Genomic DNA, 14,548 nt, shown 5'->3' with positions numbered 1-14,548 from the left:
CCGCCGCAATTCGTGTGCCCGAACTGCCGCGCTCCGCTCGGAGCGGGGGATCGGTGCTGCGCCTGCGGTGCTCAGCTGCCGAGGGACACGTCGGCCTGAGCGGCCCACGACGGGGCGGTCCCGGGCCGTCGTCACTGAGCCCCTGCGTTGTCCTGGCGCGTGGAGTGGCCGTGAGTGGCTTCGCAGCTCAGCCGAACGCACCCGCCGGTTGCGATCACACTCAGGTTCCACCAGCCAGCCGCCACGGGGGCACCATCACCCATCGGAGACCGACGACCTGAGCGCAGGAGTGGGCATGGCCCAGCCAGGCACCGGCATGGTAGTCGTGGTGGCATGTCTGCTGGCGTTGGGAGGATGTGGAGCCAGCGCGGACGACACCACCTGCACCGAGTACGTGAGGATGGAGTTCGAGGACCAGACCTCGGTAATTCGGTCGCTGTTGAACGCGCACGACCTCGACGAAGATTCAGGGGCAACATTCGCAGCTTGAAGGCCGGGGTCGCGCAGTTCTGCGGAATCGGTAGCGGCACCTTCGTCAGCAATCCGGAAGGAAAGCTGGATGACGCAGCCGACTGGAGCGGTTCCTTCTGGCGAGAAGAGGGCGACGCTGGGATCACTCGTGACTACTGAGTGCTTGTGTTCGTGGCCCAGCCGTCGTGCAAGCGCTCACGACGGCGGTCGGTGGTCGCCGGCCTGTACCTGATGCCGCAGTCCGGGCGAGTCGACGGGGAATGGCCGGTCCGGGTCATATCCCTCCGTGGTTGCACTCCGCGCGCCCGAAATTGTCAGACGTGGCCCGTAGGTTCGAGATGTGCAGAGGCTGGCGGGGACCTCCATCGCGGAGGGGGTGCTGTTCGACTGGGTGAGCGCCCAGCCGGAGGCACACTTGCAGCTGCCCGCCGAGTGGCTGGACGACGCCCAGGTCGCCCGGGAGCTGGCCGCCGTCCAGCGCGACAGGGCGCGGCAAGCTGCCCGTGAAGCGGAGCTGATCCTGCGGCTCGCCGAGCTGCGGCCCGACACCGACGACCCGGCGCCCGGTACTCCCGGAGCCCGCCGGCGGACCTGGCGGAAGACCGATCCCGAGTTCCCCGGGGTCAGCGAGTTCTTCCCCGACGAGCTGGCGCACGCGATCAACCTCGGCAGAGGCACCGCGTCGTTCCGGGCCCGGCGGGCGTTCACCTGGCGGGAGAACCTGCCGGCGACGTTCGCGGCCCTCCGCGAGGGGCGGTTGGACGAGCGGCGGGCGGGCGTGCTGGCCGAGGCGCTGCAGTCCGCGAGGCCGGAGCTGGCGCGGGCGGTCGAGGCAGCGCTGCTGTCCGAGGCCGAGGACATGTCACCCACCCGTCTGCAGACTCGTGCGCTGGAGCTACTGGCCGAGCTGGACGCGACGGCGATCGACGAGCGTCGAGCCGAGGCGCAGCAAGCTGCCGACGTGCGCACCTACCCGACCGCTGACGGGATGGCGGTGCTGACCGCCGAGATGAGCGCGGAGGAAGCCGCGGCCTGCTACGCCGTCATCGACCAGTTGGCCGCGATGGCGAAGGCCGACGGCGACGAGCGGCCGATCGGGCAGATCCGGTCGGCCATCCACTCGATGCTCATCCGGCGCCCCGCCGACCACGGGCTGCCCGGTGTGACGGTGCAGCTGACGGTCACTGCTGCCCTCGACGGGCTGGAGGGCACCAGCAGCCGGGGCGGCGAGGTGGACGGGTTCCCGATCACCGCCGCGCACGTGCGTGACCTGCTCCGCCGGATCGAGGCGATCGGTCTGACCACGCCGGCCGGTGGCTCCCTCACGTTCGCGATCACCGACGAGCGCGGGCAGTTGCTGGCCACGGTGACCGCCGCGGAGCTCGCCCGCCTCGCCGCGCGGGGGTGCGTCGAGCACCCGGGCGACGGCGGGATCGAGGCGGAACAGCCCTCCACGGACCATTCCGAGGCGGAAGAGCCCGCGACGGAGCAGCCCGAACCGGAAGAGCCCGCGATGAAGGACTCCGGGGCTGGGCACTCCGAGGCGGAGCACTCCGAGGCGGAGCACTCCGAGGCGGAGCACTCCGAGGCGGAGCACTCCGAGGCCCCCACCCGGGTGGGCGACGGCTCGGGTGCGGAAGCCACCGGCGACGAGGGGTCGGGCGGGTGCGCGTGCGCCGTGCTCGGCCCGCCCGATGACGTCGACGCCTACACGCCCGGGGCGGCTCAGCGCCGGTTCGTCACGACCCGCGACCGGCGGTGCCGGTTCCCGAACTGCGGCCAACGGGTGGGCCTGGCGGATCTGGACCACGTGGTCGCCCATGCCGCCGGCGGGCGGACGTCCTGCGCCAACCTGTGCTGCGCCTGCCGCTCCCACCACCGATTGAAGACCTTCGCTGCGGGCTGGGACTTCCGCCTGGACCGCGACGGGACTCTGCACGTCACCAGCCCGTCGGGAGTCACCCGGACAACCCGTCCGCCCGGTCTCCGACCACCGGGACCGGAGCCGTCGAGGCCAGCAGTGCCGGCGGATCCGCCGCCATTCTGATCGCCGAACCCCGTCGGCCGTACGCCACCGTCCGAGGCGTGGCCTGTGGGATGTCCTGTCGACGCACCGACATGTCGACTCCTCGACGCACCGTCACGTCGAGGAGTCGACATGTCGCGCGGACGAGCAGGGGTGGCGGACAGTCCAGTCGCTCAGAACGCCCAGGCGCTCAGACGGCACAGTCGCTCAGGCGCCCGGCAGCCGCAGTCCCAGCCGGTCGAGCTCGAGGGCGGCCAGGCTCCGGACGGCCGCCGGGTCACCGGCCCGCCACGCCGCGCCCGTGCCCGGCGGCAGTGCGGCGAGGCGGGGGAGCGGAGCGGTCGCCATCGCCCGGGCGGCCAGCAGCTCCAGATCGGGGCCGCCGGTGGGGCCGGCGCGCAGCACCCGGGCGGCCGCGGTGGCCTCGCGCAGCCAGCGGGTCCGCCAGGGCAGCCAGCGGAGCAGCATCCAGCCGACCGCCAGCACGACGAGGGCGACGGCGAGGATCGTCGCCAGCGTCTCGACGGCGTCCTGCGCGCTCTGCCCGGCACCACGCACCGAGCCGCTCGCCTCGGCCAGCGCGTCGAACGGCGCCGACAGCTCGTCGCCCACCAGCGGCACGTCCTCGGCCGCGCCGGCCGCGGACTCCATGCTGCCCCCGACCGACCGGCCGAGGTCCTCGACCGCCTGCCCCGGCCCGGCCAGCAGCAGCACCGCGCCGTGCACGGCCCGGGCGGCGAGCACCCAGCCGACGATCCACACCAGCAGCCCGACGTCGGCGGCGAGCTGGCGCAGGCGGAGAGCGGGGTTCTGGGCGTACAGGCGCATCCGCCCATCCTTCGGTCGACGGATCCGCGCCGCAGGTCGAGTGCGGGGTTGCGGTCGCCGACACGGGCGGACACGCCGACCCGGACGGCAGCAACCCGGCACTCGGGCCGGGCGGGCGCGGGCGAGCCGGACGCAGCACCCGGCACTCGGGCGGGGCGCGCGCAGGTCAGCCGGACGGCAGCACACCCGCACCCCGGAGGAGCTGGGCGGCCGCGACCGCCCGCAGGTCGGACGTCCGGAGGCGGTCGCGTGCCTAGACTCCGCCCATGCAGGTCGGGGTGGCCCGAGAGGTCAAGAGCGGTGAGTACCGGGTGGCGCTCACCCCCGCCGGCGTGACCGAGCTCGCCCGGGCCGGGCACACCGTCCTGGTCGAGAGCGGCGCGGGGGAGGGGTCCTCGATCCCGGACGCCGAGTTCGCCGCGGCCGGCGCCCGGCTGGTGCCCGCCGCCGACGACGTGTGGGCCGAGGCCGACCTGCTGCTCAAGGTCAAGGAGCCGGTGGCCGAGGAGTACGGACGGCTGCGCGCGGGGCAGACCCTGTTCACCTACCTCCACCTGGCCGCGTCCAAGGAGTGCACCGACGCGCTGGTCGCCTCGGGTACCACCGCGATCGCCTACGAGACCGTCCAGACCGCCGACGGCGCGCTGCCGCTGCTGGCGCCGATGAGCGAGGTCGCCGGGCGGATGGCGCCCCAGGTCGGCGCGCACGCCCTCGAGCGGGCGCACGGCGGGCGCGGCGTCCTCCTGGGCGGGGTGCCCGGGGTCTACGCCGCGAAGGTCGTCGTCCTCGGTGCCGGCGTCTCGGGGATGAGCGCGGCGGCGATCGCGCTCGGCATGCAGGCGGAGGTCGTCGTCCTGGACAAGGACATCGACAAGCTGCGCGCCGCCGACCGCATCTACCAGGGCCACCTGCAGACCGTGGCCTCGAGCGCCTACGAGGTCGAGCGGGCGGTGCTCGACGCGGACCTGGTCATCGGGGCGGTGCTCGTCCCCGGCGCCCGCGCACCAGTGCTGGTCAGCAACGAGCTGGTGTCGCGCATGAAGCCGGGCTCGGTGCTCGTCGACATCGCCGTCGACCAGGGCGGCTGCTTCGAGGACACCCGGCCCACCACCCACGACCAGCCCACGTTCCGGGTGCACGAGTCGGTCTTCTACTGCGTGGCCAACATGCCCGGCGCGGTGCCGAACACCTCCACCCACGCCCTGACCAACGTGACGCTGCCCTACGTCATGGCGCTGGCCGGGCAGGGGACCGCCGCCGCGGTGGCCGCCGACCCCGCGCTGGCCCACGGGGTGAACGTGGCCGGGGGTCAGGTGGTGCTCCCCGAGGTCGCCCGGGCGCACGGCCGGACCGCGGTGCCGCTGGCGGAGGTGCTGTCCTGACCGTCGCCGACGTCCCCCCGCGCGTCTCCGGGTCCGACGTGGCCCGCGCCGTGACCGGGTACCTGGACCACCTCACCGTGGAGCGCGGGCTCGCCGCCAACACCATCGCCTCCTACCGGCGCGACCTGCGCCGGTACACCGAGTACCTCGACGACGCCGGCGTGCGCGGCCTGGGCGAGATCGCCGAGTCCGACGTGGCGGGCTTCCTCGCCGCGCTGCGCCGGGGCGACGACGACCACCCGCCGCTGTCGGCCACCTCGGCCGCCCGCGCCGTGGTCGCCGTCCGCGGACTGCACCGCTTCGCGCTGCTCGACGGCCTGGTGCCCGACGACGTCGCCGCCGAGATCCGGCCGCCCACGCCCGCGCGGCGGCTGCCCAAGGCCGTGCCCGTGGAGTCGGTGGTGGCGCTCATCGAGGCCGCCGGAGTGGTCGAGGGGTCGCGCGGCCTGCGGGACCGCGCCCTGCTCGAGCTGCTGTACGGCACCGGCGCGCGCATCTCCGAGGCGGTCGGCCTGGCCGTGGACGACGTCGACCGCGGGCAGGCGACGGTGCGGCTGGCCGGCAAGGGCGGCAAGGAGCGCATCGTCCCCGTGGGCAGCTATGCGCTGCGCGCCGTCGAGGACTACCTCGTCCGGGCCCGGCCCGAGCTCGCGGCGAAGAGCAGGGCGGGGGTGCGCGGCGGGGCGCTGTTCCTCAACGTGCGGGGAGGGCCGCTGTCCCGGCAGAGCGCCTGGCAGATCCTGCGATCGGCCGCCGAGCGCGCCGCCGGCGGCAGCAGCGAGCTGGCCCGCTCGGTCTCGCCGCACACGCTGCGGCACTCGTTCGCCACCCACCTGCTCGACGGCGGGGCCGACGTGCGCGTGGTGCAGGAGCTGCTGGGCCACGCCTCGGTGACGACGACGCAGGTTTACACGCTGGTGACCGTCGACCGGCTGCGCGAGGTGTACGCCACCAGCCACCCGCGAGCGCTTAACTGACAGCCCGCAGCCCGGACTGTCGGCAGATCTTCACGCCGGTTCGGGTTGAGCCGTCACACTGGTTGTCACAGATCGCCATGTCGACACGACGCGCGGCGAGCCTCCTTGGGAAGAGTTCTCCCACTCCATAGTTTCGATTCACCCGAGCGGACAGGACGGCTGGCCGCACCCGGCACCGACCGGATCGGGCACGACCTGGAGGCGACAGACCCATGGCGATCCGAGCGGACGCGGCCCACGCCGTCGCGCGCCCGCGCGACACCGACCCCGAGATGGGTGCCGCCGCCTCGCGGCAGGACCCCGCGCGTGCCCGGCAGCGCCGGCTGCCGGACCCGCGGCCGCTCACCGAGCACGGCCCGGCGCACGTGATCGCGATGTGCAACCAGAAGGGCGGCGTCGGCAAGACGACGTCGACGATCAACCTGGGTGCCGCGCTGACCGAGTTCGGCCGCAAGGTGCTGCTCATCGACCTCGACCCGCAGGGTGCCCTGTCGGTCGGCCTGGGCGTGCCCGCGCAGACCATGGACCGCACCATCTACAACGCCCTCATGGAGCGCCGCACGTCGCTGCGGGACGTCCGGGTGCACACCGACATCCCGGGCCTGGACCTGGTGCCCAGCAACATCGACCTGTCCGCCGCCGAGGTGCAGCTGGTCAGCGAGGTCGCCCGCGAGCAGACCCTGCTGCGGGTGCTCGCCGACGTGCGCGACGAGTACGACTACATCCTCATCGACTGCCAGCCCTCGCTGGGCCTGCTCACGGTCAACGCCCTGACCGCGGCGCAGGGCGTGATGATCCCGCTGGAGTGCGAGTTCTTCTCCCTGCGCGGGGTCGCCCTGCTCGTCGACACCATCGACAAGGTCAAGGAGCGGCTCAACCCGCAGCTGGAGATCTCCGGCATCCTCGCCACGATGTACGACCCGCGGACCGTGCACTGCAAGGAGGTGTTCAGCCGGGTCGTCGAGGCCTTCGGCGACACCGTCTTCCAGACCGTCATCCAGCGCACCGTGCGGTTCCCGGAGACCACCGTCGCCGGCCAGCCGATCACCACCTGGGCCCCCACCTCGTCGGGTGCCGCGGCCTACCGCGATCTCGCCAAGGAGGTGATCGCGCTGTGACGCGGCGTCCCGTGCTGCCGGGGGCGTCGGAGCTGTTCCGCCGCACCGATGCCGCCAACGCCGTCCCCGAGGTCACCGAGCTGCCCAGCCTGAGCACGACGGTCAGCTCGCCGGCCCTGCGCGGCGCGGCCGCTGGCCGCCGCGCCGAGGAGCCCGCGCCCGAGGCCGCCGCCAGCCCGCTGACCCTGGTGCCCGGCGGTGCCGCCGCGACCCCGGCCACCGGCGACGACGAGCTGGCCGCCTTCCGCGGCGCCCCGGCCCCCGCGCCGGTGATGCAGCCGCGCGTGCCCACCCGGGGGCGTCCGGCCCGCGGCCGGGAGCGCACCAAGCACGACGAGAAGATCACCGTCTACATCTCGGCCGACGAGCTCATGCAGCTCGAGACCGCCCGGCTCACCCTGCGCGGCCAGCACGGCGTGGCCGCCGACCGCGGGCGCATCGTCCGCGAGGCGATCGCGGTGATCCTCGCGGACCTGGACGAGCGCGGTGAGGACTCCGTCCTGGTGCGTCGCCTCAAGCGCTGAGCCCTGTCCGGCCTACGCTCGCTGTCCGTGGAGGCGAGCGATGGGTCAGGCGGGGCGGGAGGGACGACGAACGAGGTCACGCCCGCGCGCTTCACCGTCCGGCTGACCAACTTCGAGGGTCCCTTCGACCTGCTGCTGCAGCTGATCGGCAAGCACAAGCTCGACGTCACCGAGATCGCGCTGTCGACGGTCACCGACGAGTTCATCGCCCACCTGCGGGCGCTCGGCGACGAGCTCGACCTCGACCAGGCCAGCGAGTTCCTGGTGGTCGCCTCGACGCTGCTCGACCTCAAGGCCGCCCGGCTGCTGCCGGCCGCCGACGTCGACGACGAGGAGGACCTCGAGCTGCTCGAGGCCCGCGACCTGCTCTTCGCCCGGCTGCTGCAGTACAAGGCCTACAAGCAGGCGGCGGCCTTCCTGCGCGAGCGCGAGGCCGAGGCCGCCCAGCGGTTCCCGCGCACCGCCGCCCTGGACGCGCGCTTCGCCGACCTGGTGCCCGAGGTGACGCTGGACCTCACGCCGCAGCAGTTCGCCGCCCTGGCCGCCCGAGCCCTCGCGCCGAAGGCCCCCGAGGTGGTGGGGGTGGCGCACCTGCACGCGCCGGCGGTCAGCGTGAGCGAGCAGCTCGTGGCCGTCCGCGACCACCTCTCCCGCGCCGGCACCCTCTCCTTCCGGGCGCTCACGGCCGACTGCACGCACACCCTCGAGGTCGTCGCCCGGTTCCTGGCGCTGCTCGAGCTGTACCGGCAGCAGCGGGTCACCTTCGAGCAGCTGACCCCGCTGGGCGACCTGCACGTGCGCTGGACCGGCCGCGACCCCGCCGACGGAGCGGTCGACGTGGACGGCGTCCTGCCCGGCCCCGGCGCCCCGGCTCGCGACGCCGACGACATCGACGAGGAGTACTCGTGACGACGAACGACGAGCAGCCGGCGCCCATCTCGTGGGAGGCGCTCGCGGCGGAGCTGGCCGCCACCCGCGAGGAGGCGGCGCGCCGGGGCGACGAGGACCCGGCCGCCTGGGACGCCGTCGCCGCCGAGCTCGCGGCGCGGGTCTCCGACCTGCCGGTGGAGGTGCCCGACGTCGCCCCCGTGCCGGTCGAGGACGACGGCGACACATCCCCGCTAGCGGCGCCCGAACCGGAGCCCGCGCCCGAGCCGGAGCCCGAGCCGCTGGAGCTGCTGGACCCGGTCGAGCTCCGGGGTGGGCTCGAGGCGCTGCTGTTCGTCATGGACGACCCGGTCGACGAGGACACCCTCGCCGGGGCGCTGCGCTGCGACGTCGACCAGGTCCGCTCCGCGCTGGCCGACCTCGGCGCGGACTACGACGCACGCTCGGCGGGGATCACGCTCCGCCGCGTGGGGCCGGGCTGGCGGCTCTACACCCGCGAGGAGCACGCCGCCGTCGTCGAGCGGTTCCTCGTCGACGGGCAGCGCAGCCGGCTGACCCAGGCGGCGCTGGAGACCCTCGCCGTCATCGCCTACCGGCAGCCGGTGACCCGCGCCCGCGTGTCGGCCATCCGCGGCGTCGGTGTCGACGGCGTCATGCGCACGCTGATCAGCCGCGGGCTGGTGTCGGAGGTGGGCAGCGACCCGGACAGCGGGGGAGGGCTGTACGCCACGACGCCGCTGTTCCTCGAGCGGCTGGGCCTGCGCAGCCTGGCCGACCTCCCCGAGCTCGCCCCGCTGCTGCCCGAGACCGCCGCCGTCCTCGACGAGCACCCGGACAGCTGACCGGCGTCAGTCGCCGGTGAGCAGGCCGGCGCGGGTGTGCTCCCGGCCGTCGGCACCCAGCGGCACGACCGAGGTGGTGTCGGCGACCAGCTCCTCGTCGGTGGTGACGAGCACCCCGTCGTCCAGCGGCACCTCGGCCAGCACGGCGCCCGTCCCGTCGAGCAGTCGCGCCGTCGCCGCCCCCACCGGCGCGACGACCACCAGGCTGGTCAGCTCCGAGCCGCCGAGGCCGCTCATGTCGTGCGTGGTGCAGCGGAAGACGAAGGTGCGCTCGGCGATGTTGATGCCGCCGCCGGGCAGGACCTTCGTGTACCAGCCGTCGCCGCAGTCGGAGCTGCCGCGGGACCCGTCCGCGAACGAGCGGGACACGGTGAGCGACACCAGCACGGCGGACGAGGGCAGGGTGGCGGTGGTCAGCGTGGCGGTCATCGGGAGGCCGTCCCGCGAGGGGACCGAGCCGGTCCACGGGACGACGACGTCGACCTGCTCCGGGGGCAGGCCGCTCTGCACCACGAGGGACGACGCGTCCAGAGGCGCCTCGGCGGCAGGAGAGCGGAGGAACCGCACGTCGAGAGCCGCGGCGATCGCCGCCTCGTCGCCGGGAGCTGCAGGATCGCTGAGGACGGTGTCGAAGGGCTGACCGTCGACGACCGTGCCGCCGTCCCGCCAGACCCGGTACTGCATCGCGTACCCGTGCTCGGCGGTGATCAGTGCAGCTCCGTCGGGCGCGTCGACCGGCCGGAAGTCGAAGGACTCGACCCCGTCGGCGTCGTACTCCGGCCGCTCGGCGATCTCGACGTAGTCGCCGGGCGCCGCGAGGACCAGGGCGGTCCCGGTCGTGGCGTCCCGGAGGGCGATCGGCCGGCCGTCCGTGCGGCCGTGCGGCACCCCGGTCAGACGGAGCTGGTCGACCGGGGCACCGGCGGGTCCGACGAAGACGGCGACGGCGGTGGAGCCGAGGGCCCCGAGATCGGACTGCCGCTCCGGGTCGCGGTCGACCGGCTGGGCGTTGTTCTCGCCGGCGACGACGGCCAGCCGGAGCCCGGCCGGGCTGTCGCCGGCCCACAGCACCCGGCGGGTCTCCACCCGGGGGTCGGGGATGCCGCTGACGACCGGATCGCGGCCGGCCGGGGCTCCGTCGCTCGCCCAGGGCAGCTGCACCAAGGCCTCCAGCACCGCGGCGTCGCCGGCCAGCGGGCCGCGGGCCGGCAGCCCGAGGACGTCCACCGCAGGCGTGGGGGTGGGCGCGGCCGTGGACCGGTCCGAGCCGTCGAGGAGGCGCGACGCCCCCGCCTGGGCGCCGAGCAGGACGGCCACGACGGCCACGGCCGCGGCGAGCAGCTCGGCGCGGTGCCGGAGCCGGCGGCGGCGCAGGTCGGTGAGGCCCGCGGCCGAGAGGTCGCGGGAGCCGTCGGGCGCCACCTCGTCGGCCCAGGCGCGCAGCTCGGTGCGCAGCAGCTCCTCGGTGGTCACGGTCGTCCTCCGGGTGGCGTGGGGCAGGGGAGCGGGACCGGCGCGGCGACGACGCCGGGGTCCCGCCGGTCGGGGAGGTCGTGCTGGTCGAGCACCTCGCGCAGCCGGGCCAGCCCCCGGGACGCCGAGGACTTGACGGCGCCCTGGCTGCACCCCAGCGCGGCGGCGGTGTCCTGCTCGGACAGGTCGTCGAAGTAGCGCAGCACCAGCACCGCGCGCATGCGGGGCGGCAACCGGAGCAGGGCCGCCCGGATCGCTAGGCGCTGGACGGTGCCGTCGTGCTCGTCGGCGCCCGGTCCGCCGTCGTCGGGGACAGCGGCGACCGGCACCTCCCGCCAGGACAGCCGGCGGACGAGGTTGAGGTGGGTCGTGACGACGGTCTTGCGGGCGTAGCCCACCGGGTCCACCCGGTCGCGCAGCCGCGGCCAGCGCCGGAGGACCTCCAGCAGCGCGGCCTGCACCAGGTCCTCGGCGCGGTGCGGCTCGCCGGTGAGCAGGAAGGCGGTGCGCAGCAGCGAGGCGCGCCGATCCGCGACGAAGGCGTCGAACGCCGCCTCGTCGTCCTCGCTCAAGCGCGCCACCGGTGCTCCTCGCCGCAGGGTCCTCGTGGGAAAGGACACGGTGGCCCCCTCGGAAGGTTGCCTCCTCGGGACAACGCGTGGCGAGGACCGCCCGCGCGGGGTGGGAGACTCGGGGGCGATGAACGCCGCGAACCCGAACGACGAGAACACCACCGCCTCCGGCGAGGGCTGGTCCGAGGACATGGAGCTGGCTCCGGTCCACCCCGGCGACCGCGCCCCGGAGGCCGAGGGCGACCGCGAGGGCGAGCGGCTGCAGAAGGTCCTGGCCCGTGCCGGTGTCGGCAGCCGCCGGGTCAGCGAGGACATGATCGAGGCCGGCCGGATCAGCGTGAACGGCGCGGTCGTGCAGGTGCAGGGCATGCGGGTCGACCCCACCCGCGACAAGATCGCCGTCGACGGCGTCCGCCTCGAGATCCGCGACGACCGGGTCACCTACGCGCTCAACAAGCCGCCGGGCGTCATCACCGCGATGAGCGACGACCGCAACCGCCCGACGGTGGGCGACATGGTCGGCGATCTGGCGCCCGGGCTGGTGCACGTCGGCCGGCTGGACCAGGACACCGAGGGCCTGCTGCTGCTCACCACCGACGGCGAGCTCGCCCACCGGCTGGCGCACCCGTCCTACGGCGTGCGCAAGACCTACCTGGCGCAGGTGTCGGGCTCGGTGCCCCGCGACCTGGCCAAGCGGCTGCGCGGCGGGATCGAGCTGGACGACGGCCCGGTGAAGGTCGACTCCTTCCGGGTCGTGGACACCCACGCCGGCCAGTCCGTGGTCGAGGTCGTGCTGCACGAGGGCCGCAAGCACATCGTGCGCCGGCTGCTGGCCGAGGTGGGCCTGCCGGTCTCGCGGCTCACCCGCACCGCCGTCGGCCCGATCGAGCTGCGGGCGATGCGCTCGGGGACCATCCGCAAGCTCAGCCGCCAGGAGCTCGGCGCGCTCTCGGAGCTGGTCGGTCTCTGAGGAAGGACCCCTGCGCGGGGGCCACCTAGACTCAGCGGGGCTCCGCCGATCGGACGCCGCCGAACGAACGAGGAGTGTGCATGGCCGTCCGAGCCATCCGGGGCGCGACGCAGGTCGACGCCGACGACCGGGAGCAGGTGCTCGAGGCCACCCGCGAGCTGGTCACCGCCGTGCTGGAGCGCAACGCGCTCGCGCACGACGACGTCATCAGCATCCTGTTCACCGCGACGCCCGACCTGGTCGCGGAGTTCCCCGCGCTCGCCGCGCGCGAGCTCGGCATGGGCGACGTGCCGCTCATGTGCGCGACCGAGATCGCCGTCCCGCACGCCCTGCCGCGGGTGCTGCGGCTGATGGCGCACGTGGAGACCCCGCGGCCGCGCGCCGAGATCCAGCACGTCTACCTCCGCGGTGCCGCCGCCCTGCGCCGGGACATCGCCCAGTGACCGCCTTCCGTGGCGCGGTGACCCTCGACGGCCCCTCGGGCACCGGCAAGTCCAGCGTGGCCCGCGGCGTGGCCCGGCAGCTCGGTGCCGCCTACCTCGACACGGGCGCGATGTACCGCGCCGCCACCGTCGCCGTCCTCGATGCCGGGGTGGACCCCCAGGACGCCGAGGCGGTGGCCCGGACCGTGGCCGCGGCGCGCATCGTCGTGGGCACCGAGGCCGGCAGCGAGCGGGTCGAGGTGGACGGCGTCGACGTCGCCGCCCGCATCCGCGGCGCCGAGGTCACCCGCTGGGTCTCCGCGGTGTCCGCCGTCCCGGCCGTGCGCCGGCAGCTGGTCGCCCAGCAGCGCGAGCTCGCCGGTGCCGCCGACGCCGTGGTCGTCGAGGGCCGCGACATCGGCACCGTCGTCCTGCCCGACGCGACGCTCAAGGTCTACCTGACCGCGGCACCCGAGATCCGCGCCCAGCGCCGGGCCGGGCAGCTCGGGCTGCGGGACCCGGCGGAGATCGACGCCCTGGCCGCGGACCTGCGCCGCCGCGACGAGTACGACAGCAGCCGGGCGGACAGCCCGCTGCGACCGGCCGCCGACGCCGTGGTCGTGGACAGCAGCGACCTGGACCAGCAGGGCGTCGTCGACCGCGTCGTCGCGCTGGCCGAGGCCGCGCTGGTGACAGGGGACCGCACGTGACCGAGCAGCAGGACGGGCCGCTCCCCGTCGTCGCCATCGTCGGCCGGCCCAACGTGGGCAAGTCGACGCTGGTCAACCGCATCCTGGGCCGGCGGGCCGCCGTCGTGCAGGACACCCCGGGGGTGACCCGCGACCGGATCTCCTACGAGGCGCTGTGGAACGGCAAGCGCTTCACCGTCATGGACACCGGCGGCTGGGACCCGAAGGCGACCGGCATCGGCGCCTCGATCACCCGCCAGGCCGAGTTCGCCATGCAGACCGCCGACGTCATCGTGCTCGTGGTCGACAGCCAGGTGGGTGCCACCGACACCGACCTCGCCGCGGCGCGGGTGCTGCGCCGCAGCGACCGGCCGGTCATTCTCGTGGCCAACAAGGTCGACGACGAGCGCAGCGAGGCCAACGTCCACGAGCTGTGGGGCCTGGGCATGGGGGAGCCGCAGCCGGTCAGCGCGCTGCACGGCCGCTCCAGCGGCGACCTGCTCGACCTGATCCTCGACGCGATGCCCGAGGCGCCGCGCGAGCAGGAGCACGAGGAGGGCCCGCGCCGGGTGGCCCTGGTCGGGCGGCCGAACGTCGGCAAGTCCAGCCTGCTCAACCGGCTGGCCAAGGACGAGCGCTCCGTCGTCGACTCGGTCGCCGGGACGACGGTCGACCCGGTGGACTCGATCGTGACCCTCGGCGGCGAGGAGTGGCGCTTCGTCGACACCGCGGGCCTGCGCCGCAAGGTCAGCACCGCCAGCGGCATGGAGTACTACGCCAGCCTGCGCACCGAGGCCGCCATCCAGGCCGCCGAGGTCGCGGTCGTCCTGCTCGCCGCCGACGAGGTGATCAGCGAGCAGGACCAGCGCGTCATCTCCCAGGTCGTCGACGCCGGGCGCGCCCTGGTGATCGCCATCAACAAGTGGGACACCCTCGACGAGGACCGGCACCACCAGCTGGAGCGGGAGATCGAGCGCGACCTCGCCCGGGTGAAGTGGGCGACGCGGGTCAACATCTCCGCCGCCACCGGGCGCGGGGTCGGCAAGCTCGCCGACCACCTGCGCTGGGCGCTGGCGTCGTGGGAGAAGCGCATCCCGACCGCGGAGCTCAACCAGTTCGTGCGGGCGCTGGTGCAGGAGACACCGCCGCCGGCGCGCGGCGGCCGAGCACCCAAGATCAAGTACGTGACGCAGGCCGACGTCCGCCCGCCGCGGTTCGTCGTCTTCTCCACCGGCTTCCTCGAGGCCGGCTACCGGCGCTTCCTCGAGCGCAAGCTGCGCGAGCAGTTCGGCTTCGCGGGCACGCCGATCGAGGTGTCGGTGAAGGTCCGCGACGCCCGCGACCGGGACGCCCGCAAGAGCTGACT

At 74.5% G+C, this 14,548-nt stretch carries 15 protein-coding genes; 12 read left to right on the top strand and 3 right to left on the bottom strand.

Features of this window, described 5'->3' with window-relative positions; genetic code table 11:
• The first annotated feature begins 295 nt into the window (after positions 1–295).
• Together DQ239_RS02370 and DQ239_RS20785 are read left to right on the top strand one after the other, a co-directional pair.
• Complete coding sequence (locus DQ239_RS02370) at positions 296–490, top strand: hypothetical protein (protein WP_113832623.1); 195 nt, start codon at positions 296–298, stop codon at positions 488–490.
• Positions 491–811: 321 nt separating this feature from the next.
• Positions 812–2,518 (top strand): HNH endonuclease signature motif containing protein, encoded by a 1,707-nt coding sequence (locus DQ239_RS20785; protein WP_233488648.1) that lies wholly within the window; start codon positions 812–814, stop codon positions 2,516–2,518.
• Positions 2,519–2,704: 186 nt separating this feature from the next.
• Here DQ239_RS20785 and DQ239_RS02355 read toward each other — a convergent pair whose 3' ends face one another.
• Positions 2,705–3,325 carry a hypothetical protein gene (locus tag DQ239_RS02355; protein ID WP_113832622.1) on the bottom strand — a complete coding sequence of 207 codons (621 nt, stop codon included), beginning with the start codon at positions 3,323–3,325 and terminating at the stop codon, positions 2,705–2,707.
• A 266-nt stretch (positions 3,326–3,591) separates the two neighbouring features.
• Between DQ239_RS02355 and ald the strand changes: the two genes are divergently transcribed.
• The 6 genes from ald to scpB all read left to right on the top strand — a co-directional run bounded on the left by ald (position 3,592) and on the right by scpB (position 9,056).
• Positions 3,592–4,707 (top strand): alanine dehydrogenase, encoded by a 1,116-nt coding sequence (gene ald / locus DQ239_RS02350; protein ID WP_113832621.1) that lies wholly within the window; start codon positions 3,592–3,594, stop codon positions 4,705–4,707.
• Between the two features lie 50 nt (positions 4,708–4,757).
• Entirely contained in the window at positions 4,758–5,684 is a 927-nt protein-coding gene (locus tag DQ239_RS02345) for a site-specific tyrosine recombinase XerD (RefSeq protein WP_233488647.1), read from the top strand.
• Positions 5,685–5,896: 212 nt separating this feature from the next.
• Positions 5,897–6,802: an AAA family ATPase gene (locus DQ239_RS02340; RefSeq protein ID WP_113832620.1), complete on the top strand. Its 906-nt coding sequence runs from the start codon at positions 5,897–5,899 to the stop codon at positions 6,800–6,802.
• Complete coding sequence (locus DQ239_RS02335) at positions 6,799–7,326, top strand: hypothetical protein (RefSeq protein ID WP_113832619.1); 528 nt, start codon at positions 6,799–6,801, stop codon at positions 7,324–7,326. Before DQ239_RS02340 ends, DQ239_RS02335 begins: the two co-directional genes overlap by 4 nt.
• A gap of 27 nt (positions 7,327–7,353) precedes the next feature.
• Positions 7,354–8,235: a ScpA family protein gene (locus tag DQ239_RS02330; RefSeq protein WP_113832618.1), complete on the top strand. Its 882-nt coding sequence runs from the start codon at positions 7,354–7,356 to the stop codon at positions 8,233–8,235.
• On the top strand, positions 8,232–9,056 hold the full coding sequence (gene scpB, locus DQ239_RS02325) for an SMC-Scp complex subunit ScpB (RefSeq protein WP_199582494.1): 825 nt from the start codon (positions 8,232–8,234) through the stop codon (positions 9,054–9,056). The genes DQ239_RS02330 and scpB overlap by 4 nt, the downstream gene beginning before the upstream one ends.
• A gap of 6 nt (positions 9,057–9,062) precedes the next feature.
• Here the strand turns inward: scpB and DQ239_RS02320 are convergent, their stop codons facing one another.
• Positions 9,063–10,529, bottom strand: a complete 1,467-nt coding sequence (locus DQ239_RS02320; RefSeq protein WP_113832617.1) for a hypothetical protein — start codon at positions 10,527–10,529, stop codon at positions 9,063–9,065.
• Complete coding sequence (locus DQ239_RS02315; protein WP_233488646.1) at positions 10,526–11,110, bottom strand: SigE family RNA polymerase sigma factor; 585 nt, start codon at positions 11,108–11,110, stop codon at positions 10,526–10,528. The genes DQ239_RS02320 and DQ239_RS02315 overlap by 4 nt, the downstream gene beginning before the upstream one ends.
• A 118-nt stretch (positions 11,111–11,228) precedes the next feature.
• Between DQ239_RS02315 and DQ239_RS02310 the strand changes: the two genes are divergently transcribed.
• The 4 genes from DQ239_RS02310 to der all read left to right on the top strand — a co-directional run bounded on the left by DQ239_RS02310 (position 11,229) and on the right by der (position 14,546).
• Complete coding sequence (locus tag DQ239_RS02310) at positions 11,229–12,071, top strand: pseudouridine synthase (protein WP_113832615.1); 843 nt, start codon at positions 11,229–11,231, stop codon at positions 12,069–12,071.
• An 80-nt stretch (positions 12,072–12,151) separates the two neighbouring features.
• The gene (aroH, locus tag DQ239_RS02305) at positions 12,152–12,514 is read left to right on the top strand and encodes a chorismate mutase (RefSeq protein ID WP_113832614.1); all 363 of its coding nucleotides are present in this window, start codon (positions 12,152–12,154) and stop codon (positions 12,512–12,514) included.
• Positions 12,511–13,203, top strand: coding sequence for a (d)CMP kinase (gene cmk / locus DQ239_RS02300; protein WP_113832613.1), 693 nt, complete (start codon positions 12,511–12,513; stop codon positions 13,201–13,203). The genes aroH and cmk overlap by 4 nt, the downstream gene beginning before the upstream one ends.
• Positions 13,200–14,546 carry a ribosome biogenesis GTPase Der gene (der, locus tag DQ239_RS02295; protein WP_113832612.1) on the top strand — a complete coding sequence of 449 codons (1,347 nt, stop codon included), beginning with the start codon at positions 13,200–13,202 and terminating at the stop codon, positions 14,544–14,546. The genes cmk and der overlap by 4 nt, the downstream gene beginning before the upstream one ends.
• Positions 14,547–14,548: the final 2 nt, after the last annotated feature.

It is taken from the genome of Blastococcus sp. TF02-09, from assembly GCF_003319105.1.
Lineage (GTDB): Bacteria > Actinomycetota > Actinomycetes > Mycobacteriales > Geodermatophilaceae > Blastococcus.
The sequence above is the reverse complement of the archived record's forward strand: the minus strand, read 5'-3'. Positions and strand labels throughout refer to the sequence as shown.